25 protein-coding genes are annotated in these 21,374 nt (G+C 39.7%); 24 read left to right on the forward strand and 1 reads right to left on the reverse strand.

The window, feature by feature from the left end:
• Positions 1-164 precede the first annotated feature (164 nt).
• The 11 genes from CVS93_RS09295 (at position 165) to CVS93_RS09345 (ending at position 7,707) form a co-directional block, all read left to right on the forward strand.
• Positions 165-1,529, forward strand: a complete 1,365-nt coding sequence (locus CVS93_RS09295) for a hypothetical protein (RefSeq protein ID WP_234400129.1) — start codon at positions 165-167, stop codon at positions 1,527-1,529.
• Entirely contained in the window at positions 1,529-2,143 is a 615-nt protein-coding gene (locus CVS93_RS09300) for a hypothetical protein (RefSeq protein WP_009494165.1), read from the forward strand. Before CVS93_RS09295 ends, CVS93_RS09300 begins: the two co-directional genes overlap by 1 nt.
• Positions 2,140-3,126, forward strand: a complete 987-nt coding sequence (locus tag CVS93_RS09305; RefSeq protein WP_107687415.1) for a type IV secretion system protein — start codon at positions 2,140-2,142, stop codon at positions 3,124-3,126. Before CVS93_RS09300 ends, CVS93_RS09305 begins: the two co-directional genes overlap by 4 nt.
• A 10-nt stretch (positions 3,127-3,136) precedes the next feature.
• Positions 3,137-3,430 carry a TrbM/KikA/MpfK family conjugal transfer protein gene (locus tag CVS93_RS09310; protein WP_002952049.1) on the forward strand — a complete coding sequence of 98 codons (294 nt, stop codon included), beginning with the start codon at positions 3,137-3,139 and terminating at the stop codon, positions 3,428-3,430.
• Positions 3,427-4,653: a toprim domain-containing protein gene (locus CVS93_RS09315; RefSeq protein ID WP_107687416.1), complete on the forward strand. Its 1,227-nt coding sequence runs from the start codon at positions 3,427-3,429 to the stop codon at positions 4,651-4,653. Before CVS93_RS09310 ends, CVS93_RS09315 begins: the two co-directional genes overlap by 4 nt.
• A gap of 908 nt (positions 4,654-5,561) precedes the next feature.
• Entirely contained in the window at positions 5,562-5,804 is a 243-nt protein-coding gene (locus CVS93_RS09320; RefSeq protein WP_107687417.1) for a hypothetical protein, read from the forward strand.
• Positions 5,805-5,817: 13 nt separating this feature from the next.
• Complete coding sequence (locus tag CVS93_RS09325; RefSeq protein ID WP_107687418.1) at positions 5,818-6,060, forward strand: hypothetical protein; 243 nt, start codon at positions 5,818-5,820, stop codon at positions 6,058-6,060.
• Between the two features lie 31 nt (positions 6,061-6,091).
• Positions 6,092-6,331, forward strand: coding sequence for a hypothetical protein (locus CVS93_RS09330; protein ID WP_009495744.1), 240 nt, complete (start codon positions 6,092-6,094; stop codon positions 6,329-6,331).
• Positions 6,332-6,372: 41 nt separating this feature from the next.
• On the forward strand, positions 6,373-6,792 hold the full coding sequence (locus CVS93_RS09335) for a hypothetical protein (RefSeq protein WP_009495746.1): 420 nt from the start codon (positions 6,373-6,375) through the stop codon (positions 6,790-6,792).
• A gap of 17 nt (positions 6,793-6,809) precedes the next feature.
• Positions 6,810-7,145 carry a nucleotidyltransferase family protein gene (locus CVS93_RS09340; RefSeq protein WP_107687419.1) on the forward strand — a complete coding sequence of 112 codons (336 nt, stop codon included), beginning with the start codon at positions 6,810-6,812 and terminating at the stop codon, positions 7,143-7,145.
• A complete protein-coding gene (locus tag CVS93_RS09345; RefSeq protein ID WP_107687420.1) occupies positions 7,138-7,707 on the forward strand; it encodes a DUF86 domain-containing protein in 570 nt (189 codons plus the stop codon). The genes CVS93_RS09340 and CVS93_RS09345 overlap by 8 nt, the downstream gene beginning before the upstream one ends.
• 175 nt (positions 7,708-7,882) lie before the next feature.
• Here CVS93_RS09345 and CVS93_RS09350 read toward each other — a convergent pair whose 3' ends face one another.
• Positions 7,883-9,520, reverse strand: a complete 1,638-nt coding sequence (locus CVS93_RS09350; protein ID WP_107687421.1) for a relaxase/mobilization nuclease domain-containing protein — start codon at positions 9,518-9,520, stop codon at positions 7,883-7,885.
• A gap of 716 nt (positions 9,521-10,236) precedes the next feature.
• Between CVS93_RS09350 and CVS93_RS09355 the strand changes: the two genes are divergently transcribed.
• From CVS93_RS09355 to CVS93_RS09410, 13 genes are all read left to right on the forward strand, one after another.
• Complete coding sequence (locus CVS93_RS09355; RefSeq protein WP_002952520.1) at positions 10,237-10,551, forward strand: hypothetical protein; 315 nt, start codon at positions 10,237-10,239, stop codon at positions 10,549-10,551.
• A 13-nt stretch (positions 10,552-10,564) separates the two neighbouring features.
• The gene (locus CVS93_RS09360) at positions 10,565-10,807 is read left to right on the forward strand and encodes a hypothetical protein (protein WP_002952523.1); all 243 of its coding nucleotides are present in this window, start codon (positions 10,565-10,567) and stop codon (positions 10,805-10,807) included.
• An 8-nt stretch (positions 10,808-10,815) separates the two neighbouring features.
• Entirely contained in the window at positions 10,816-13,320 is a 2,505-nt protein-coding gene (locus CVS93_RS09365) for a type IV secretion system DNA-binding domain-containing protein (RefSeq protein WP_107687422.1), read from the forward strand.
• A 2-nt stretch (positions 13,321-13,322) separates the two neighbouring features.
• Positions 13,323-13,451 (forward strand): hypothetical protein, encoded by a 129-nt coding sequence (locus tag CVS93_RS10030; RefSeq protein WP_009495754.1) that lies wholly within the window; start codon positions 13,323-13,325, stop codon positions 13,449-13,451.
• Positions 13,452-14,102: a type IV secretion system protein gene (locus tag CVS93_RS09370; protein ID WP_002952525.1), complete on the forward strand. Its 651-nt coding sequence runs from the start codon at positions 13,452-13,454 to the stop codon at positions 14,100-14,102.
• On the forward strand, positions 14,099-15,370 hold the full coding sequence (locus tag CVS93_RS09375) for a TrbG/VirB9 family P-type conjugative transfer protein (protein ID WP_107687423.1): 1,272 nt from the start codon (positions 14,099-14,101) through the stop codon (positions 15,368-15,370). The genes CVS93_RS09370 and CVS93_RS09375 overlap by 4 nt, the downstream gene beginning before the upstream one ends.
• Before the next feature lies 1 nt (position 15,371).
• A complete protein-coding gene (locus CVS93_RS09380; RefSeq protein ID WP_009495760.1) occupies positions 15,372-16,568 on the forward strand; it encodes a DNA type IV secretion system protein ComB10 in 1,197 nt (398 codons plus the stop codon).
• 11 nt (positions 16,569-16,579) lie between these two features.
• Positions 16,580-16,792 carry a hypothetical protein gene (locus tag CVS93_RS09385; protein ID WP_002952528.1) on the forward strand — a complete coding sequence of 71 codons (213 nt, stop codon included), beginning with the start codon at positions 16,580-16,582 and terminating at the stop codon, positions 16,790-16,792.
• Between the two features lies 1 nt (position 16,793).
• Positions 16,794-17,741, forward strand: coding sequence for an ATPase, T2SS/T4P/T4SS family (locus CVS93_RS09390; protein WP_002952532.1), 948 nt, complete (start codon positions 16,794-16,796; stop codon positions 17,739-17,741).
• The gene (mobC, locus tag CVS93_RS09395) at positions 17,738-18,148 is read left to right on the forward strand and encodes a plasmid mobilization relaxosome protein MobC (RefSeq protein ID WP_107687424.1); all 411 of its coding nucleotides are present in this window, start codon (positions 17,738-17,740) and stop codon (positions 18,146-18,148) included. Before CVS93_RS09390 ends, mobC begins: the two co-directional genes overlap by 4 nt.
• Positions 18,141-20,063, forward strand: coding sequence for a type IV secretory system conjugative DNA transfer family protein (locus CVS93_RS09400; RefSeq protein ID WP_107687425.1), 1,923 nt, complete (start codon positions 18,141-18,143; stop codon positions 20,061-20,063). The genes mobC and CVS93_RS09400 overlap by 8 nt, the downstream gene beginning before the upstream one ends.
• A gap of 190 nt (positions 20,064-20,253) precedes the next feature.
• The gene (locus CVS93_RS09405) at positions 20,254-20,448 is read left to right on the forward strand and encodes a hypothetical protein (RefSeq protein WP_002952535.1); all 195 of its coding nucleotides are present in this window, start codon (positions 20,254-20,256) and stop codon (positions 20,446-20,448) included.
• 40 nt (positions 20,449-20,488) lie between these two features.
• Positions 20,489-21,340, forward strand: coding sequence for an ArdC-like ssDNA-binding domain-containing protein (locus CVS93_RS09410; protein WP_009495766.1), 852 nt, complete (start codon positions 20,489-20,491; stop codon positions 21,338-21,340).
• The last annotated feature ends 34 nt before the right edge of the window (positions 21,341-21,374 follow it).

The raw sequence follows: 21,374 nt of genomic DNA on the forward strand, positions 1-21,374 counted from the left end.
GAATAGGGAAAAAGCCTATTTTTGATTGTAGAGCATTTAAAAGGTATTTGTGAGCGTTTTCAAATTTTACAATTTTTTTGATTTTTTATATATCACTTTTTAAAAGTTTTTTAAATTTAATGAATGATAAACTACTGAAAAATAATCTATCAAAAGGATTTAGAGTGGCAGAAGAGCTGACACAAGAGCAAATGGCCGAATGGGCATATTTAAGCGAGGACGAGCAGATGCTTACAGCTTCGAGCATACGCAAAGGGGAAGAAAACGAGCCACAAACGCGAAACAAAGATATAGACGACACGAGAGACAAAATTTTAGATTGTCGAGAAGCCATAGAAAACACCGGGTTATTTAAAAGCAACGAAACAAGCGCGGTAGCTTGCGTAAGAGAATTTTATACCGCATACGGAACGGACGACGATAGCAAGGTTCAAGAAGCGATCAACGATATTTATAAAACCAATATGAGTCTAAGGGATGTGACCGAAATAAAAGAGCTCACCCTAAGAGAAATGAATATGGACTTAAAAGAGGACTTCGACAACGGCAAAGAATACACCATACGAGACATTAACAAAAAATTTGCCTACGAAGTAACGGGAGCTGCAAATTTAAGTAAAGACGCACAGCAAGCCGTAGAAATACTAGGCGAAAAAGAGCTGCTAGATACGAGAATCAGGGAAAGACAGGCGGAGCTGGACGAATTTAAAAGCCCGAAAGCAAAAAGAGAATTCGTAAAAGACAGATTGGACGGCGTAGAAAAAAATGAGTCCTTAAAAGAGAGTCTGCAAATTTTAAAAGAGAAAGAAAAAATAGAAGAGCAAATCAAGGCAAAAGAAGAGCAAATCGCCAAAAAGGAAAAAGGGGAAGAAAAAGAGCCAAGCCCCAAGCAAAACGAACCACAGCCGGGCAGAGAAAACGGCGCAGAGCAAGAAGACTGGAATAAGAGAGCCGACGAACTAGAAATGCAGCACGAAAAGGAGCTCGAAGACCTCAAAGATAAGCAATCGAAGCTTGAAGCGAATTTTCAAAAATCGATCGACAACCTAATGAATAGTGATGGGATAAACGGCATTATAACCGCGCTGCAAGAGATGGACAGAAGCCTCGAGATGATGCTAAAACAGGGCAAAGAAGAAAGCATCGCCAAAGATCGCCAGCGCCAAGAAAAGCTTGATCTAGCCTTTGACAGTCCTAAATTTAAAGAGGCTGTCGGCGATTTGGTAAAAGAGGTCTATACGCAACGCAAAAAAGTCAAAGGCGGTTTTAAAGAGATGGAGAACGAGCGGGCTAATTACGCTAAATTACAAACGACCTACGAAAAAGAAACCAAAAAAGGGCTTGATGTCAAAGGATACGAAAAGCTAAAAAAGATGATGGGCGACATCGAAAAAGAAACGCCAAATTTTAAAGATAGCTACCCTAAATTTTACCAAAAGGTAAACGATACGCTAGTGCAGGCCAAAGACAAAATTTTAAACAAGGCCAAAGGGCAAGAAAACGAAAATGACAGAGGCAGGAGCCTATAATGAGCAATATAACGCCAAAACAAAGAAGAAACGTGATTGAGGGTGACTTGGAAAATTATGTCAAAAGCGAAAACGATTTTTTGAGCCTAAGAAAGAGCTTTATAGACTTAAATTTTAGCCTAGCCCTAGCGTGCGAGCACGACGAACAAAGGGCGAAAAAGTACCTAGATGCAGCCAGAGAGATACAAGGACTCGAAGATAAGCAGGACAAGAGGGGAAAGTGGGAAATAAACGAGGATAACAACAAAAAAGTGATGACCCCGCACAAGGACGACGAAAAATTTCAAACCAAATTCGAAAAGGAAAACCCGCTCCTTTTCAGGCAGCTACAAAACGAGCTAGAGCTCATGAATAACGAAGCAAGGTTATACGAAAAAATTAAAGACAACAAAGACAAAGGCATAGATAAATTAACGCCGCTTTACGTAGAGTTGCAAGAGGGGCAAATCGATGTAAAAAGAAAACACGGAGACGAGGTGGGCAAGCCGATAGATACCGATAGATTTAGGTATAGCTATCCAAACGCCACCAAAACGCTAGAACAAACCATCGAAAAATGGGCTGAAAAGGAAACTAAAAAAGAAAATACCGAGCAGAAAGGAAGAGAGATATGAAGAAAACATTTATATCTATTGGTGCGGCAACGGCGCTATTTTTTAGCAGCGCAAACGCAGGAGGCGTTCCGGTTATAGACGTGGCTGCGATAGCTCAAGCGGTAATGGGCTATACTCAAACGCTAAAAGACTATGCTGAGCAAATCAAGCAGTACGAGCAAATGGTCAAAGATACGCTAAATTTTGAAAAACAGATGGCCGAGCTCGGCATAGATATGAACAGCATCTACGATATACTAGGCGATGCGCAAAGCATGATCAGTCAAATGCAAAGTATCTACGATAACGTCAAAAATATCCCCAATGACATAATGGGCGATATAGCGAGAGTGCAAAACGCGTGCTCGTTTTTGGAAAATAATAGCCAATTTTTCGGAATGACGCTAGGAAAAACCAAAAGCTCAATCAAAAGCAAGGTTAATCGCTGCACTTACGCATTGCGAGACGGTGCAAATTTGAGCAAAAGCATAGACGAGCTGACCAAGCAGATGAATAAAGCCGTCGATCCTATCCAAAGAGCGAACTATCAAGCGCAAATCAACAACATAAAAAATGCCGAGAAATTCCTGCAAGAAAGGGATAATATCGAGAAAACAAACGCCTTGTTAGCCTTTGAAGATACGTTTCATAGCGACGATAAGACTAATCCTTACTCAAAAGCGAAAATGAACGACGATTTAAAGCAGCTTTCAAAGCAGCTGAGCAAACCAAACAACCAAAAGCAAGCTCAAGCCCTCACAAACTCGATACTGCTTAAAATTTTAGAAAATTTGCAGCATCAATACGAGCTGAATATCAACTACACCAGCACGATGGCTACTAGCAAGCAGCTAAACGAAAGCGGCAGCAATAAAAATTTAACCGAAGAGAGCTTTAATCAGTCGGTCGTAGAATATAAGCGCAACGACGCCATATTTGAGCCAGAAACCAAGCAGCTCCCGAAAGATGAGCTGGGACTACCAAAATTCGTATATTTCAAATAAAGGGGAAAGAATGAAAAAACTAGTTTTTAGTTTGATCGTAGGTGCAATTTTTGCGGCAAGCGGCGCGACCGCAAAAGAGACGAGCGCAAAGGATACGGCGACAAAGACGTCTGCTCCAAAAGAGCTCGGCGACGTATTTACCGGCGATAAGAAACTGGCATGCGAAGCGGTGCTATGCCTCGCAAGCGCTACGCGCCCGCCGGAGTGCGCCGCAAGCCTTAAAAAGTACTATTCGATTACGGCTAAAAAGGCGCATAAGCAGGCTCAAAAAAGACAAGCATTTTTAGATCTGTGTCCAAGATGAAAGAAAATCTAGTCGAGCTCGCACTCGATGAAATTTTAAAAAATAACGGCTACTTTGAAAAAAGAGACAAAAGTAGCCGTAACTACAAAACGCTTACGAACGACTACGGAGATACGATAGTCATATCACGCCAATCAAACGGCCACTACTTATATTTTAATCCAAATGACAGTACCGATCGGGGCAATATTTACAGCTTCGCTAAAAATCGCGGAGTAGAAGTAAAAGATTTAATAGACGAAGACAAAATAAAAGATATAAAAGAGTTACAAAACAATACTATACCAAAAACAACTACTAAAAAAATCGATAATGAAATAATAGAAAAATTTAAAAAATTAGATAAGACGGATAAAAATTCATTTTTAATTAGCCGTAGGAAGCTAAGCGGAGAACTATTGGCACAATTTAGCAGCCTAAAACAAGACAGTAAATACCAAAACGCGGTCGTACCGACGTACACATTAACGTCAGTGCAAACGGACGCCGGCACGAAAGAGTTTTTAAAGCAAAGCGGAACGATAAGCTATCTCTCAAAGCCCTTAACACGCGATCCGCAAGGAAAAGCATATGATAAGCCTATCAAGCAGCTTTGCAACGGAAATAAGGGGCTAGAAATTTTAAAAGCCGATAACGCACATAAAAACCCCAAAGAATTTAAAAATATAATAATCAGCGAAAGCATGATCGACACGCTATCGTTTTGCGAGATGAAAGGGATAAATTTGCAAGAGACGCTGCTATGCTCGACCAACGGGCAAATATCGACATCGCAAAAAGATGCGATTAAAGCGCTTCGCAAGCTCGCCCCGGATGCAAAATTTACGCTAGCGTTCGATAATGACGATCGCGGCAAAGAGTTTGGCAAGATCGTAGAGCAAATAGTGCCGAATGCCGACAGGCAAATGCCTATATTAAAGGACTTTAACGATGATTTGGTAGTCGGCAAGGCATTGGGGCTAGCGGCGCGCAATATTAGCAAAGAAAACATTTTAAAGCCTTTGAGCGAGCTTGGCAAGAAAGTAGAGTATTTATCAAAGAAATATGATTTTTTAGAGCCTTGCGCAAAGAATGAGCGCGTAAATGAGCTTTTAAAATTTAATCCTTCAAAATTTAAAGAGATAGCCCCAAAGGTGCAGCGTCTGCCCGGAATGAGAGAATGCTTTAAGCGACTTAATCTCGTCGAAAGAAAAATCGGCAGGGAGTATTCTAGGGCTATATGATTTATAGAATATTGATTAATTCGGGCAATCAAGATTTAAGCTGGTTTTTGAAGTTTAAGGCTTATATAAGCTTTTGGAATTTATATCTTATCCCCTTTATTTGGGAGTTTGATAGAGATTGCGGCAAGTGAATTTTTTACAAAATCTCGCTCATAACGTCCCGCTGCCGGGTTAAGTAAAGCGGTAGCTCTCAGATGTTCGGGCAGTTAAATTTTAGGCTGTCCGGATTGGAATTGGTAGCACGGCCAGAGCGGTGAAAATTTGGCTTGCTTTTTAAAGTTTAAGGTTTATATAAGCTTTTGGAATTTATATCTTATCCCCTTTATTTGGGAGTTTGATAGAGATTGCGGCAAGTGAATTTTTTACAAAATCTCGCTCATAACGTCCCGCTGCCGGGTTAAGTAAAGCGGTAGCTCTCAGATGTTCGGGCAGTACGGCCAGAGCGGTGAAAATTTGGCTTGCTTTTTAAAGTTTAAGGTTTGAATAAGATTTTAAAAATTACATTTTAATTTCTATTCTTGGGGGTTTGCTCGGATTTGGGATGAGTAAAATTTTTACAAAATGCCGTTCTTGTTGGCGGTCTGCACTAAGGTGCTGCCGCGCCGAAGCCGAGCCTAAGGTCTCGGCTTCTATGGGTTTAAGCGGGGGCACCCCGCAACGCCCCTCCTAAATACAGGAGCTGCCGCCAATGACGGCAGCAGGAATTAAAAAAGGGGAAAGAAAATCAAATTTAGGCTTAAATAATGCTTAGGTTTTTAATTTATTTTTAGGCTATTTTTGCTTTTTTGCTATTTTATATTTTTATATATTTTAATTATTTGATATTTTATTATTTAGTATTTTATTATTTTTTAAGTTAAAAAGTGGTATAATCGTTCTATAAATTAAGAAGAAAGGGACTTAAAAAGATGAAATTAACGAACGCGATTAAACTACTTAGCCAATACGGCAAAGTTAAACAAGATGAAACCGGAGCGAGGATTGAAATAAACGGCTGGACTTACGGCGCTAGCACGAATTGGAACGAGCAAGAGGTTCTATTTTTATATTGTGAATGCGGTACAAATACGCGGGATAGGCACTTTTATTCATATAACACGCTAAAAGGCCTTAAAGATTGTATGGATAGATACATCCGGGCAACGGCATAGCAAAAGGATTACAATGAAAATTTATTTAACGGAAATAGACTACGCCCGTTTAAATTCTTCGATGGATGAAGGGCGGTACTCCTTAAAAAGGGATGGTGAATACACGGAGGCGATAAAGCTTAAATTTATAGGCAATGCGACGAACGTTGAAAGCTATGGCGTATTTTTTAGCCACGATCCGTTTAAAGTTTTTATTTTAGATAAGCAGGCGCAAACATTTAGACAGACCGATGGTTGGGCGCCGCGAAACCTTTAGGGGTCAAATAGGCGAAGGGCAGTATGAGTCAATGAACAAGAACTATAATAAATTTGAAAGAGCACACGATATAATGGCGGAGCTAATCAAAGCCCCACTCCCTCTTGAGCCGGTGGAGCTTGGCAACATTAGCGACAGGGAGCTTGGCTTTTTGAAGAGTAGCGTAGAGATGATGGCGGACTACTTGGACTCGCTAGGCTTTGATTTCAGAGGTCACAAAGAGGAAGTTCTGATGCCGATTTACGAGGAGTTCGAGAGGCGGCAAAAATAAATAGCAAAATATGCTATAATTTGTAAAAATAAGGATGAAAAATGAAGAAAATTAAACTACTGACGGCGGCCGTTATAGCCGGGCTTATGTTGGCAGGATGCGGTGAAGATGATGGGCTTGTAAAGCTAGAGAATGCAAATCCGGCAATAAAACAAGCAAATTACGATGCGATGGTCAATAAGCTAAAAGAGAGAGTTAAAAATGTAGATTTTGAATTTTATCATGCACAGACCTTATTTAATGGCGAAAATTGGAAAAATTATACATCAGAGCAGGGCTTTGCCAAATTTACAAGATGGAAAGCCCAAAACGACCTCATAAACAATGAGAAACTCGTAGTAGTAGTCGTAGATAAAAATAATAAAAAAGTAGGGTCGGCATACGAGGTCGAATGTACAAAATGGGGCAAATTTGAGTGCGATCCAGAATATATAACGGTTCTTGAAAACGGAAAAAGATAGAAAAAGGAGAATCCCCAATGAAGACGACGTTACCCGATTTAACCAAAGAATCGATACTCGCATATCTATCCGAGCTCAAGCCGGGTCTTGAAAAAGACGGCATCCAAAAGATAGGACTTTTCGGAAGCTATGCCAAAGGTTATGCGGGTAAAGACTCGGATATAGATATAGTCGTTTTGGCCGACAAAAAGGACTTTTTGGATAGACTGCACGCGTTTAAAGCGCTTGCGTATTTAAATGATTTAAAAGAGCAGATCGCGGGCAAATTTCATAAATCGGTAGATATTTGCGATTTCTATTCTGAGCAAAAAATGCAAGACGACAAGATAGTGAAGGAAGCGATTTATGTCTGATAGAAAAATTATATACCGATTAGAACTAGCAGTAGAAAAAATAGATCAAGTATTTGAAATTTGTAAGCCCAAAGGCGTTACAGCAGCACTAGAAGACGAGCTGCTTGCAAAGCCGGCGATAATGAAACATATCGACGTCGTATACCAGCAATTTAAGAAGCTTGAAGAAGCGCAGGAATACCATATATTAGATAAATTTAAAAAAGAAGATATAAAAGGGATAAGAGATATCAGGAATTGGTCTTCTCACAATTATGACAATATACAAAACGAGATCATAGAAGACGTTATACGCACAGATCTTCCTAATCTCAAAGAAAATCTTCAGAAAGTCATAAAAGAAACAAAGCAAGAGCTGTGCGAAGATTTACAAAAAAAGATCGATCGCTTCATTAAGAAGCAGAATATTTTAACCCCGCAAGCCAAGAGCGATCTTGGGGCAGATATTCAAAAAGGCTACAACGACTTACGAAAAAATGGACTTGAGCTTGATAAATCATATGCAGACAAGCTCAAGGGCATCATCAAAATCAAAAGCAACTCGAACGAAAACATAAAATAATTTTACATTCAAATTTTAAAAAAGGGAATAAAATAAATCTCTTTTCCCTTTCTAAATTTTAATTTTTTTATACTTCTTTTTACATAAATTTAAAAAATATGATATTTTTAGTTTTACTATATTTTAATGAAATATAATTTTATTTTTAAACATTTTATTATTTCTTAAATATAATCTACTCTCGACCGCCAAGCTCATTATTAAATTTATCTTGATCCGCCGGGCGAGAACCCTGAATTTTAGTCTTACCAGATCGTTCAGCCAAGACGTCTTTATAAAGCCTCTTTTCGTTTTTGATTTTTACTAGACGATCGTCAGGCTTAATGCCCAGCACCGATACGCCTTTAAAATATTCTTTGAACAAAAAGCCGTCTTTATCGATTTTATCGCTATTTAAAAGCTTTTTGCCGACGTAGTCGAAGCGTTTTTGACAAATATCCGCGATAAATTCCTTATTGCTTTTTAGCCTTTTTTCAAAAGCGGCAGCCTCTTCGCCGATTATGCCCGAGTGTTGCAATACGTAAAGATTTTTATCCAAAATTTCAAGCTTCGCGCTTAGTTTAAAAAGACTTTCGTTACGCCCGAGCATGCGAGTAACTAGCAAGCTATCCTCGAAATATTTTCTAGCCGCATCGTCCTCGCGGCCGCGATGAATAGCGATAGCACGACATACTTTTTTATAGTTTTGCCAGTCGGCCTTGCTCGCGCCCCTATTTTTAGGATAAATTTTATTATAGTTGTAGCTAAAATTTTCAAGTAAATTTAGCCCTGCAGAGCGGTCTTTATAGTGAGCCAGCCGCATCTCGTTAAGCTGCGTAGCTTGACTGGAAATTTTATTTATTTTGTCGATTTCAGATAGCACGGCCTTGCTCTTTTCTTTGATGACTCGGTTACTTTCTTTTAACTCACGAGCGAACTTATATGCCCGTTTATTTCGCTTTTTAGTATAAAGCAAAAAGAGCCGTAAGAGCTCCTCATTATCCCTTTTAAGCGCGGCAAGCTCGTTATTCATAGCTTCAATTCGCCCTGCCGTAGTGTCATAGCTTTGCTTATTTTTATCCTGCATTTTTGAATAATAGTCGTTTATTTTATCTTTTGCCGTATAGTCGTCCGTTTCCAGCTTCACGGCGGATTTTACTTTGTTAAATTCGAGCTTTAAATCCTTTTGCAAGAAATTTTTATTCTCGTATTTTAGTCCGCGAGCCCCGAGTGAGTAAGCGAAATTAGTCCGCACGTCGTCGAAAAACTCTCTGATTTCGCTTCTGCTATCAAAGTGGATTTTTTTATTGGTAAAGCTATTTCGTTTATTTAAAACCACGTGCACGTGCGGATTATTCTGATGGGTGTGTAGCACGAAAGCATACTTGTGTCCGCTAAAATTTAGACCTAATACGTTATGTACGCTCTCGCTCAAAGCTCTTAATTTTTGCTGATCGTCGCAAGGCTCGTTGATAGAAAAAATTAGATGCCACGCGTCCTTCGAGTTTGGATTATCGCCGAAATCCTTGCCCCAATCTTTTAAAACTTCATCGCTGCCTACTCTCTCCCCTTTTTCATTGATAGCCGCGCCGTCGAGAGAGTTTTTAAGAGCGTAGTCGATGCAACGCTTGATGGAAGTTTTAGGTAAATTTGAAATCATCTTTACGACCGATTGCTTGGCAAAGTTGTTTTTAGGAAAAGAAATATGCGAGCGAGAAAATCCTGCACCGCTTCCAAAAGAAACGTATTTGTGCTCTGATTTTGCCGTGCGAGTATAGCCGGCTCTGATAGCTTTTAGTTCTTCGAAAAACGCATCCCAATCGCGTCTTGCCAATTTCTCTCCCTTTTAAATTTTTAAAAAGTATCCATAGCTTTTAAAGATATTTGCAAAAGATGTTAGTGTAAGTAGCTTTAAGAAAAGATAATGCCAGAAGTAAGGCAGGATAACCCCCTTTATATATCACTTTTTTAAGTTTAGCCCATTTTACGGCGATAAAACGCCTAAAAATAGGGAAGCTAAACTTAAAAAAGATGTGATTTTCGGTAATTTTGCAATTGCCGAAAATAAAATAAAACGCAGAGCATTTTATTTTTGAGAAAAAGCAAGTAGGTTTTAAAAGGGAAAGCATAAAAAGAGCACAAAAATATTTAAAAAGTTAGAACTATATTCGCGATGCGTAAAAATAAAACAAGAAAATTTTATTCGGATAAGCTTATGGACAAAATATAAGAAAAAATTAAAAATATCTAGCAAAAGTATTCAGAGATAAGCAAAACGAAACGGAAGAGAAAATTTTTAAAAGAATTTGTAAAATTTTTGAAAAGCGTAATTTTGTAAAAAGACTTTTTTAAAAAAATAATCGCAAAAAGCCTATAAAATAATCAATATGAAAAAGTAAAAAAGTAAATAAATACTTATAAAATCTTTAAAAGAATTGCTTGTATATCCTTTAAATCGCTATTCGCAAAATCACTTTTACAAAATCTCGCTTTTCGAAAAATAGTATAGTGCTAGAAATCAAAAATATTCTAATCAAAAAGGAGCAAACAATGAGAGAAGTCTCAAAAAAGGCGAAAAGTATTTTTTACTTTTTAATGTTCTTGCCGTTTCATTTATTCGGAGCGGGCGGCCAAAACGTTTTAAAAACTTTGGAAACAAAGGCAAACGAACAAATCACTGAAGCCGGCAGTAGTGCCGCAAGCGTTATCAATACGGTAATCACCGTATTCGGTATTATTTGGGTCGTAGTATTCTTAACGATAATGTTCGTAAATATCGAGGCTTTAAAAAATAATATAAAATTGCTACTTGGTATCGCGATTATTCTTGGTATTGCATACGGCTTATCTGCCGCAGCAATGTAAAAGGTAAAAGCGAATGATAGTGACCGACTGCTATATGGACTTAACCAAAAGAACGAAAATCATAGGTCTAACAACCACGAGTCTATTCACGATTATAATCGCTGGATTTATCTCGTGGTTTATCTTGATTTTATATTCGCTAGCAGTCGTTGCTATTTTATACTGCTTCTTCTTTATTTTAGAATTTTTTGATGAAGACATATACGACATCATCGGTTCTAAAATGAAAATATCGCAAAACAAATTTTATGCATAGGTTAGAAAATGGCTCGCGGAATAATAGGCGTAATCAAAGAGTGGAATCAAAACAAAAAGAAAGAAAAACTAAAAAGAGAGCTTGGTATTGACGTAAGCCAAGAAAAACCAAGCATTAAAAATAAAACGGAAAACGACGTTTTATCAAAAATCAATAAGATCAATAAAAAAGCGGATGAAATTTTAATGATAGCAGAACCGCAAATTTATACACTGGCAAAAGAAAACAACATCGCCTGCAAATACGGCGAGAATATAATAATCACCAAAGACGGCAACGCAAGTATAGCAGTAGAGCTAAAAGGGGTAAGCTACGCCGGAATCAGCTTAGACGACGAGACGGACTATCTTTTAAACCGCGTTATGTTTTTTACGACTTTGAAAGATGACGTAGAAATAAATTTAATCATCAAAAAAACAAAGCAAGACGACAAAGAATATACAGACAAAAATATAAATCCGTATGCGAACGAGATCATAAAAAAATGGGAAACCGATCAAGATATATACGCTATAAGATACTTTTTAATAATTTCTACGATGACGAAAAATATCACAGGACTACTGGAAAGCTTTAAAACCAAAATGACTAGCGAAGAGGGCGACGAAAGCAACGAAAGCGCAAAATTAAAGCAAAAAATCGAGCTTTTAAGTGATACGTTCTCAAACATCAAAAACTACTTCTCGATTTATCAGCCAAGACAGCTAAGCGGCGATGAGATCATAAATTTTTATGCCACGTATTCAAACGCGAAAGAGACGAATCTTGCATATACGAATGAGCTGATCACAGATAGTTACATAAGCTCATACGTCGAATTTAAAAAAGACTACATAGAGTTTTACCGCAACGATGGCACGACCAAATACGCTAGATTTATCAGCGTAAAAGCCTACGAAACTGAGCAAATCAAGTCGATCATCACCTCAAATTTAATCAAAAGCAATAACGAATTTATGGCTATGATTTATCTAAAAGCCTACGAAAAGCGCAAGGCGATCAAGAAGATAAAGGACACCAAAGCGTTTGCGGTAGAGCTAGTCCGCCAAGAGCTAGATCAGTTAATGGAGCTAATCCAAGCCGACAGAGAAAATTTAGTAGAAACGAGCTTTTCGGTATATTGCCTAGCCGATAGCCTCAAAGAGCTGGAAAACCGCTCGAACGAGCTAAAAAATATCCTAGAAAATCAAGGATTAAATGTTGTCCGAGAAACGCTAAATCAAAAAGCTCTTTATTTTAGTTTCTTTCCTAGTCGCGGAAATTTAAACGCTAGAAAGAAAACGCTAAATATCAGCAACTTAGCCACGATCGCAAATTTTGAAAACGAAGTAACCGGATTTAACCAAAACGACTGGGGCGGCGAAGCGATAACGACATTTAAGCACCTAAACGGCACGCCGTATTTATTCAATTTTCACTGGCAGCCAGACGGCGATCGCCCAGCCGGGCATACGATGATAGTGGGCGGAACCGGAAGTGGAAAGACGACGCTGGCGCAATTTTTAATGACAAATTTATTTAAATACCCGATAGATATATTTGCAATGGATAAGCTACGCGGTATGTATAACTTCACGAACTACGTAGACGGCGAATATCACGATAGTGAGAGCGATGGCTTTAAATTAAATCCGTTCAGTCTAGCCGACACGAACGAAAATAGAGACTTTTTAAAATCATGGCTGCGCTTTATGGCCGAAGTTAAAAACGACGAGCATGAAGCGATAAACGATATTAACAACACGATAGACCGTATATACGACATGAAGCAAGATGGTCAAACGCTAACGCTAAGCGATTTTATTATATCGCTTCCAAGCGACAATAACGAGAAATCAAGACTAAAAATCAGATTTGACAATTATAAGGGTTCGATATTCGACAACAAAGAAGACGCCCTAAATTTTACCAAGCAGTTATCAGTGTTAAATATGGACGGCATACTGCAAAACAAAAAAACCGCCGGACTTACGGCTATATATATTTTTCATAAACTAAAAAATAAAGCCAAAAATAGCGCGGATAAGCGCGGCTTCTTTTGCTTTATAGACGAGTTAAAGGATTATTTGCAGGATGAGACGATGCAAGAAAAAATCCTAGAAGCAATCCTAGAAGTTAGAAAAATCGGCGGAGTAATGTGTATGGGCTTTCAAAATATGAGCTTATTTAACAACATTGAGCGCGGCTCGTCTTTTTTGGACAATATCGCAAATTTTGTCATATTTCCGACCAATAGCGAAGAGACGCTGGCGGAGTTAAACGCGATGATAGGATTAACGCCGACGGAAGCCAAATTTTTAAAAGAGACAAACTCGAATGCGAGGCAAATATTGCTAAATATGAAATTAAGAAACGAGAGCGCAAAGCTGGATATAGATTTGTCGAGGCTCGGAAGCTACTTGCGAGTATTCTCGTCAAGCTCGGACAACGTAATGCTTTTAAAGCAGCTTAAAAACGATAGCCCGATTCACTGGCGAAAACATTACATAGAATTTAAAGGGAAGAGGAATTAAAGATGAAAAAGATTGCAATCATCATGGCGGCGTCGATACTAGCGGCGCTTTTAAGCGGATGCGCGGATAAACCTAGCAAAATAGAAAGAATAAGCCCCTGCGCTTGTTACGATTTTATAAAGGTGGGTTAAATGGCGTTTGAAGAGAGAAAGATCGACCCAAATTTTATTTTTAGAGCCGAAAGAAGCATTAAAGCGTATATGTTTTATACGATCATAGCCCTCGCGGTCGTAAGCGTAAGTCTGGCGGTAGCAATAGCGCTTTTAACGCCGTTAAAGGAGACAAAGCCGGTTTTACTTAAATTTTCAGACGGCGACTCCCGCTTCGTGACTATAGACGATACGAGCCTAAATGTCCGCAGCAACGAAGAGCTGCTAAAAAGCATTTTAGCTGGATACGTTAAAAACAGAGAGATGATAAATCGCATAGACGATGTCGAGCGCTACAACGAGATACGCACGCAAAGCAGCAGGCAGGTATGGGAAGCATTTCAAAGTTTAGTAAGCGATCCCAACTCGATTTATACGACTAAAAATTACTTCCGTAACATTCAAATTTTAAACGTAGCCGTTTTAAGTCAAAACGTAGCGACGGTCGACTTCCAGGCCGAGATCACGAATCCTACGCGCACTGAAGTAAGCTATAAAAAATACAGAAGCGCGATAGAGTACGACTTTCGCAACCAAAGTGGCACATACGCCGATACGATGAAAAATCCTACCGGTTTTATCGTAAGTAAATATCAAATAACGCAAATTTTGGACGAAAAGGGCTCAAAATGAGAAATTTAATAAAACTTTCGATCGTCTCGGCACTTGCTTTAAATTTAAGCGCGGCCGAGCTTCAAGAGGGACTAAGCGAAGAGCAGATGAATCAAATCCGCGCCATTATGCGCCAAACGCAAGAGCTGGTAAACGAGCAGCAGCAAAACGGCTCTATGGGCGAAGATATATTTAACGATAAAAACAAAGACGTAAACAACAATATACAATCGAATTTTAAAATAAATCCGCTCGGACTATACAAGCAAAGGCAGCAGCCGCAAGGGGCAAAATTTAACGACCCTAACGGCGGGCAAATTCCCGAACAAGACGTAATAGACTTCGGCGGTGCGCCCGATGGTTCGGATAGGCAGATAGGCAAAGACGAGCTGGAGCTTATGAAAAACGCCATCCGCAATCAAGATTTAAAGGCATTGCAGCAAAAATTTCACTCAAAGAAATACAGCGGATACGAAAATACGCAAGTAGTCAAATATCAGCCCGATAAAACCATCAAAATTCGCACGCGCCATGCAATGGCCACTACGCTGATATTTGATAGCGAGATAGATAATTTCGTGCTAGGCGACCAGACCGGCTTTAAAATAGAGCAAATCCCAAGCCAGCCTAATGCTATCGCAATAATCCCGCAACTAATCGGCATCGATACTAGCCTAACGATTTTTACGGGTGATGGAAAAATCCATACCTTTTATATTTTTTCGACGGATTATAAAAATTCAAGCGACCCAAGCTTCATAGTTCGTATAAAAGACGGCGAAACGCAAAAAGCTAAGCTTGCTAAGCTTGAAGAGGACGGCAAGGAGTATTTAACAATAAAAGACGGCATAGCCGAGCTGAAAGTCAAAAAGAGCGATATTTACAGCGGATATACGCAAAAGGCCAAAAAAGAAAATGAGTGGCTGCTATCGGCTGAAATTTTTAGCGATAAGAAATTTACGTATTTTAAGTATTCCAAAGACGAAATGCCGCAAATCCCTACTATTTACGCAGTCATTGATAAACAAGATAGCCCGGTAGAAACGAGGGTAATAGGCGATTACATAATCGCAGAGACTATAAATCCGAAATTTACGATTAAAAGCGGCGACAGCTACGTATGCGTAGAACGCAAAGAAACGCAGGCCGAAAAACTAAGAAAAGAGATAAGAAAAAATTTAAACACCGATGAAGAAGCCGTAAAACAAAGACAAAAAGAGAATAGCAAAACAATAACGAAAAACCAAGAAAAATATAACGAATCCACAAAGAAAGCAAGAGGATTTTAGAATGAAAAAGGGGAAGAAAACGCTGCTTTTAAGCCTTGCGACGCTTAGTATAATTTCCTCTCCCCTTTTGGCGGAGGAAATTTTTAACGAGGCGGCCGGGCAAGAGCAGCAAGACGAGCAAATAAGAAATTTACAAAACCAAAAGAATCTGAATCATCTTTTTGAAAATTCAAAATTTCCGGTCGACGATTACATTTATAAAGCCGGAAAGAAAATGCCGAGCGAGGACGGGCAAAATTTAGGCGAAATTTTAAAGAAATTAGAAGAACTCGAAGCTAATAAAAAGCAATCCGGGCAGATCACGCCAGGAGCGCCGGCCGCTACGCCCGAAGATATGACGAAAGAGCAAGAGCAAATGGCGCAGCGCGCTAGAGATAAACAAGAAGAGCTAAAAGCCAAGCAAGAGAGTCTAAAACAAGAAATAAGAAGAGACAACCAGGCCGCCTACGAAAACAAAATGCGCGAACTAATAAGAGCTCAAATTTTAGCTAATCGCAACAACGAGATAAAAAACGTAAATCAAAACTCATTAAAATACGGCGCCGATGGCTTCTCAAATCAAAAAAGCCTAGATGTCAGCACGAATGAACACAGACTATACCGCACTATTAGAGCCGGGCGGCTGATCCCGGCAATTCTAACGAGCGCGATAAGTTCGGATTTGAGCGGAATAGTAACGGCTCAAATAGAGCAAGACATATATGCTGCTATGGGGCGAGCAGTGCTGATCCCTCGCGGAAGTAAAGTGATAGGCTTTTACACCAACGACACCAAAATCGGGCATGAAAGGCTGGAAATCAGGTGGCGCGAGATAATCACGCCGCAAGGCATTAATATAATGCTAACAGATGCAATGGCCGCCGATAATATGGGAATGAATGGAGTCGTAGGAGCGATAAATAATAAATATTGGGAACGCTACGGCATAGCCTACTCAATTTCAACGATTACGAACGCTTTGCTTTTAGGTATAGCCTCAAAAATGGGAAATTCAAACAACTCTTACGCCACCGAAATTTACTCAAATGCTAGAAGCGACGTAAGCAGCGTAGTGCAAGACATAATCCAGCAGCAAAGCCAAATCAAGCCAACCATAGAAATCAAAAGCGGAAGCCGTATATTTTTAGTGCCTACAAATCATATGTGGTTTGCAAAACCAAAAAACGGCGAAGTGATGATGCAATATTTTAACGATTAAAGGGAAAGCCGATGCAATACGAGCAAATCAAAAGCCAAGTTAAGACTGAGCTACAAAATAAAAAAGCAAACGATAGACTACTAAAACGCATAGCAAATCAGCTAAAAATTACCGAAAAGGCTGAGGCAAACGCTGCAAAAGAAAGGCAGAAGCTAGAAAAGCTAGTGCAAGAAAAAAACGATTTGGTAAGTACGAGCACAACAGAAGCAAGCCAAGAAGAGTAAAATGAGCGAAAGCATAATTTTAAATAATATTTTAGGCGTTTTAAAGCCGTATTTGACCCTGCGGGCAAACGAACTAATATTTAATCGGCCGTGCGAAATAAACATAGACTACGGCGACCACTGGGAAATAGTGCAAGACCCAAAGCTAGATATAAAATTTCTAAATAATTTTTTGATCGAGCTGGCCACTAGAAGAAATCAGCGCTTCGACGAAACGCATTGCCACCTCTCATGCGAACTGCCCGATCCGTTTTTACGTTACCGCGTCCAAGCGCAGCATAAATCAAGTCTGTTTAATAGCGATATCGCAATTTGTATAAGGATACCCAGCAAAGAGGCCTTTAAACTAGAAAGCTTTACATTAAGTCAAAACGTGATAAACGAGGGCTGGACTTATGAAAAAATCAAAGAGCTAATCCGGGATAAGAAAAACGTACTTTTAAGCGGCGGAACGGGAAGCGGGAAGACCAGCTTTTTAAACTCGTTAATGGGAGAAATAGACCCGGGCGAGCGAGTAGTCACCATAGAGGACAGCCAAGAGCTGAGGGTAGAAAACGTAAATAAAACGCAGCTGGCCGTACCCAAAATCGCCACCGAAATTTACAGCTATCAGGTAGCGATCGATAATGCGATGCGCTTGCGACCCGATAGGCTATTTTTAGGCGAGATAGACATCCGCAATACCTTTTCGTTTTTAAGGGTAAACAACACCGGGCATGCCGGAAATTTAAGTACCTTACACGCAAATAATCCCAAAGACGCCATAAAGGCCATTAAAACCAATATTATTTTAGGAGGCGGCCTATCAAGCGTGGACGATCGCATGCTAGATAGCCTTATCGTTACGGCGATCGATTACATTATCCAAATAGCCAGGGTTAAAAATCAAAGAGTCGTGACGGATATCTTAAATTTAAAAGAACTGGACATTGCAAAGATCGTAGCATGAGAAAAGTAGCCGCGCATTTTATATATTTTACCGAAGCCGACGCAAGGGTACTAAAACGCATATCTCAAAGACGCAATGAAAGTAAATCGGCAGTAGTTCGAAAGCTGGTACATGTAGAAAAATACGCTGACGTGCTAGAACAGATAGAAACGAATAACGAAATAATAAGCGAATTCTTACGAGAATTCGGTCGCTTGGGAGTAAATTTAAATCAGATTGCCTATCATCTAAATACAAACATTACCGGCCCCGAAGAAGCCAAGAATGACCTAGAAAAAAATATGCGGAGCTTCGCAGTAGCCATAAAAGAATTAAGCGCAAAAATGGAAGATTTAAAAATAAAAATAGACGTCAAACATACTAAAACGCCGAGCAATGAGGGAACAAAAGGGGAGGAAAATGGATAGTTCAAAAGAATTTACCGCTAAAAGATGGGCTTGGGCTTTCTTCGTTTCGCTCATAATGGGCGTAGTGCTATATTTGGCGGTGGTCAAGGTTATTTTTAATCCGGATTTGATAAAAGTACCCGCAGTGGCGTATAAAATTTTAATAAATATAGGCGCGCCGACGCTAAAATTAAAGGCTTACGTTGCATTATTTACGCTGATCGCCCCGTTTTTGGTAGTCTTTGCGTGGTGGCTATTGCCGTATTTTAGAGACGGCGAAGATTATGGCTCAGCAAGGTTCGCGACGCCCGAAGACTTCCCTAAAATGAATATAAACTATAAAAACGGCTTGGTGCTAGGATGTCACAATATAGATAGCGATAATCCGCAGTTCTTAAGGGCTACGCAGCCGCTCTCAACGCTAGTGGTAGCGCCTCCTGGAAGCGGTAAAACGGCGGGTATGATCATTCCGAATTTACTAAGCGTACCGGCTTCTTGCGTAACGTTAGATATCAAAGGCGAACTATATAAAAAGACAGCCGGGTATAGGCAAAAATATTTTAACAACGAAATTCAGCTATTCTCCCCTTTTAGCTGGGATAATACGCTATTTTTTAACCCGTTCGATCGCTCAATCGTTAAAGACATGGAGTATATACATATCAAAAAATTGGCCGAGCAGATAGCTTCTACCATTTTCGTAGGCGAAAAAGGCAGCGAAAACGATCACTGGATAAAATCGGCAAGAACGATGTTTGTATTTTTCGCCGAATACTTTATGCAAAAAGACAAACACGCTACGCTAGCCCAACTTGCACAAGCTCCAAAAGCCGATTATTTCGAGTATTTGGACGAAAAATTCGGCGAAGAGGCAATGAAAGATATAGACGAGGACGACCCGGACAAAGAAAGAGAGAGAGACTATGACGTAGATACTTTTAAAATTTGGCTAAAACAGACAAGCTTTGACGAAAGTATCGACGAAAGCACGAGAAATCAGGCTAGAGCGTATGCAAGAGCCGCAGATAATGAATTTGCAAGCATAAAATCGACATACGATACGTTTATGACGGTTTTTAGCAATCCGCAGGTAGCCAACGCAACCAGCAAGATGAGCTTTACGTTTGAGGATTTAAGAGCAAAAAGAATATCGATGTATGTAGTCGTTCAAACCGAAGATATCGAAATTTTAGCTCCTTTAATTCGTATTTTCATAGAAACATTATTTAAGAAATTAATGAGCGGAGAAGAGTGCAGCGATCCCGAGAGATTTATATACTTTTTCGGGGATGAGTTCGTGCGCTTCGGCAAGATGCCGTTTTTATTAGAAGCCCCCGCACTTTGCAGAAGCTATGGGCTTTTACCGGTTTTCGTTACGCAAAGCTACGAGCAGATCAAAAAATACTACGGTGAAGACGATATGAATATCGTAAAAAATAACAGCGGATATCACGTAATTTTTAACATGAATAGCGACAAAGACGCAGAGGATACGAGCAAGTTAATCGGCGACTACACAAATATCAAAATCAGCAAATCGCAAGGTAATATGGAGCTGTTTAAAAGCAATATCTCAAAGAGCAAAGAAGCCAAAAAGCTAGTAACCGCCCAAGATTTGAAAAACCAAGATAGTAGCGATATTTTAATTCTCGTTAAAGGCTTTTACAAGATGCCCATCAAGGCAAAAGTGCCTTATTGGTTCAAGATGGCACAGTGGAAAGGGGCGGATAAGCTAGAAGTTGAGGCAAAGGACGACCAAAGCGAAGCTGCTGTCAAGCAAGACGCCTATACGGCCAAAAAAGGGAGCGAAAAAGAGGCAAAAGGCGAAGTAAATACGGCACAAAACGGCTCAAGCGAGATCAAGCCTGCGGATGATAAAAGACAACAAAGAGACGAGCTGCTAAAAGCTCTAAAAATTAAAGTAGATAGGGAGTAAAATTTTATAAATTTCTATAATAAATTTAGCAAAAAATTTAAAAATATAATATTTTTATTTTTGCTAAATTTAAATTATATGTAATTTTATTTTTAGATGTTTTATTATTTTTTAAGAGCTCTAATCTAAATTTTTATCAAAGATTTAAATTAGAGCTCAAAGCTCTAAAATCTACCCTAAGGAGTAAGCAATGACCTATGCAGAAAAGCAAGAGCAAGAAAAGGCATACAAAGAGTATGAGAAAAATCTTGCCGAGCGATTTGCGACAAGCGAAGACGGTGAGTTTGAAATCAGCGACGGCGAGAGCAAGGAATGGGAATATTTAAATAAGTCCCACCAAAGCATGGAGGTCGCCGATCAAGACGAGCCCAATACCGACTCATAGCCCAAAAGCTATGAGTAAACGACAGACGTAAGGATAAAAAATGGCAACGGAACAAGAGAAAAAGAGTTGGGAGCAGATGAGTAATGCCGAGAAAAAAGAGAGCTTCGATAAATATATGAAGTATAAACTTTTTGAAGCTCATAAGACCGCAAAAGCGGATTGGCAAAGGGATATGAGCAAGGAAGAGGTGGATAACACCATGCCTTACAACGCCTTAACCGGCAAAACGTATTCAAGAGAGACCAGCATGCTTTTAAGGGCGGAGATGGCCATAAAAGGCTACGACAAGGCTCAATTTGTAACGATGGAGCAAGGCAACGCGATGGGCGGGGTGCTAAAGCTCAAACACGACGAGCAAACCGGCGAAATTTTAAAAACCAAAAACGGCCTACAAGCGAGAGTGGACGGCGTTAAAATGCTTTATATCGCAGATCACGAGCTAAGGCCGAAACTGGACAAAGACGGCAAAGAGGTTATAGCAGCAGTCAAAGACAAAGACGGCAACGTTAGACTTGATGAAAATACCGGCAAGGCGATCACGTACGTAGTCAAGGAAAAAATCCCGATAAAGCCGCGATTGGAGACAAAAACGCTCTATCACGTAAGCCAATTCGATGGGCTAAACGAAGAAAAAATCAAGGAGCGGGATCTAACTGCCATCCAAAACTACCGAGAGGCGGCCAAGAACCAAGCATACGAAGTCAGAATAGACTACAGCAAGACATTGGGAATAGGCGGAAATTTAGCAAAGCAGCTAGACAACCTAACTATGGCTCAAATCAAAGGCGTAGACTACTATAACCCGGCGCAAAGGCTTGATATGTCCAAAGAAGCCGAGAAAGCTAAAAAGCAGACTAGGCAAAAGGATAAGGGCATGGAACAAGGCAGGTAAGCTAAACCAAACTTAGGGTAGACGGGGCGAAAGC

Origin of the sequence: Campylobacter concisus, from assembly GCF_003048535.1 — a bacterium.
GTDB classification, from domain to species: Bacteria; Campylobacterota; Campylobacteria; order Campylobacterales; family Campylobacteraceae; genus Campylobacter_A; species Campylobacter_A concisus_S.

Excerpts from the sequence above, each read along its gene's own strand:
- CVS93_RS09300 (WP_009494165.1), top strand. The coding sequence starts at position 1,529 with ATGAGCAATATAACGCCAAAACAAAGAAGAAACGTGATTGAGGGTGAC.
- CVS93_RS09305 (WP_107687415.1), top strand. The coding sequence starts at position 2,140 with ATGAAGAAAACATTTATATCTATTGGTGCGGCAACGGCGCTATTTTTT.
- CVS93_RS09310 (WP_002952049.1), top strand. The coding sequence starts at position 3,137 with ATGAAAAAACTAGTTTTTAGTTTGATCGTAGGTGCAATTTTTGCGGCA.
- CVS93_RS09315 (WP_107687416.1), top strand. The coding sequence starts at position 3,427 with ATGAAAGAAAATCTAGTCGAGCTCGCACTCGATGAAATTTTAAAAAAT.
- CVS93_RS09320 (WP_107687417.1), top strand. The coding sequence starts at position 5,562 with ATGAAATTAACGAACGCGATTAAACTACTTAGCCAATACGGCAAAGTT.
- CVS93_RS09325 (WP_107687418.1), top strand. The coding sequence starts at position 5,818 with ATGAAAATTTATTTAACGGAAATAGACTACGCCCGTTTAAATTCTTCG.
- CVS93_RS09330 (WP_009495744.1), top strand. The coding sequence starts at position 6,092 with ATGAACAAGAACTATAATAAATTTGAAAGAGCACACGATATAATGGCG.
- CVS93_RS09335 (WP_009495746.1), top strand. The coding sequence starts at position 6,373 with ATGAAGAAAATTAAACTACTGACGGCGGCCGTTATAGCCGGGCTTATG.
- CVS93_RS09340 (WP_107687419.1), top strand. The coding sequence starts at position 6,810 with ATGAAGACGACGTTACCCGATTTAACCAAAGAATCGATACTCGCATAT.
- CVS93_RS09345 (WP_107687420.1), top strand. The coding sequence starts at position 7,138 with ATGTCTGATAGAAAAATTATATACCGATTAGAACTAGCAGTAGAAAAA.
- CVS93_RS09355 (WP_002952520.1), top strand. The coding sequence starts at position 10,237 with ATGAGAGAAGTCTCAAAAAAGGCGAAAAGTATTTTTTACTTTTTAATG.
- CVS93_RS09360 (WP_002952523.1), top strand. The coding sequence starts at position 10,565 with ATGATAGTGACCGACTGCTATATGGACTTAACCAAAAGAACGAAAATC.
- CVS93_RS09365 (WP_107687422.1), top strand. The coding sequence starts at position 10,816 with ATGGCTCGCGGAATAATAGGCGTAATCAAAGAGTGGAATCAAAACAAA.
- CVS93_RS10030 (WP_009495754.1), top strand. The coding sequence starts at position 13,323 with ATGAAAAAGATTGCAATCATCATGGCGGCGTCGATACTAGCGGCGCTT.
- CVS93_RS09370 (WP_002952525.1), top strand. The coding sequence starts at position 13,452 with ATGGCGTTTGAAGAGAGAAAGATCGACCCAAATTTTATTTTTAGAGCC.
- CVS93_RS09375 (WP_107687423.1), top strand. The coding sequence starts at position 14,099 with ATGAGAAATTTAATAAAACTTTCGATCGTCTCGGCACTTGCTTTAAAT.
- CVS93_RS09380 (WP_009495760.1), top strand. The coding sequence starts at position 15,372 with ATGAAAAAGGGGAAGAAAACGCTGCTTTTAAGCCTTGCGACGCTTAGT.
- CVS93_RS09385 (WP_002952528.1), top strand. The coding sequence starts at position 16,580 with ATGCAATACGAGCAAATCAAAAGCCAAGTTAAGACTGAGCTACAAAAT.
- CVS93_RS09390 (WP_002952532.1), top strand. The coding sequence starts at position 16,794 with ATGAGCGAAAGCATAATTTTAAATAATATTTTAGGCGTTTTAAAGCCG.
- mobC (WP_107687424.1), top strand. The coding sequence starts at position 17,738 with ATGAGAAAAGTAGCCGCGCATTTTATATATTTTACCGAAGCCGACGCA.
- CVS93_RS09400 (WP_107687425.1), top strand. The coding sequence starts at position 18,141 with ATGGATAGTTCAAAAGAATTTACCGCTAAAAGATGGGCTTGGGCTTTC.
- CVS93_RS09405 (WP_002952535.1), top strand. The coding sequence starts at position 20,254 with ATGACCTATGCAGAAAAGCAAGAGCAAGAAAAGGCATACAAAGAGTAT.
- CVS93_RS09410 (WP_009495766.1), top strand. The coding sequence starts at position 20,489 with ATGGCAACGGAACAAGAGAAAAAGAGTTGGGAGCAGATGAGTAATGCC.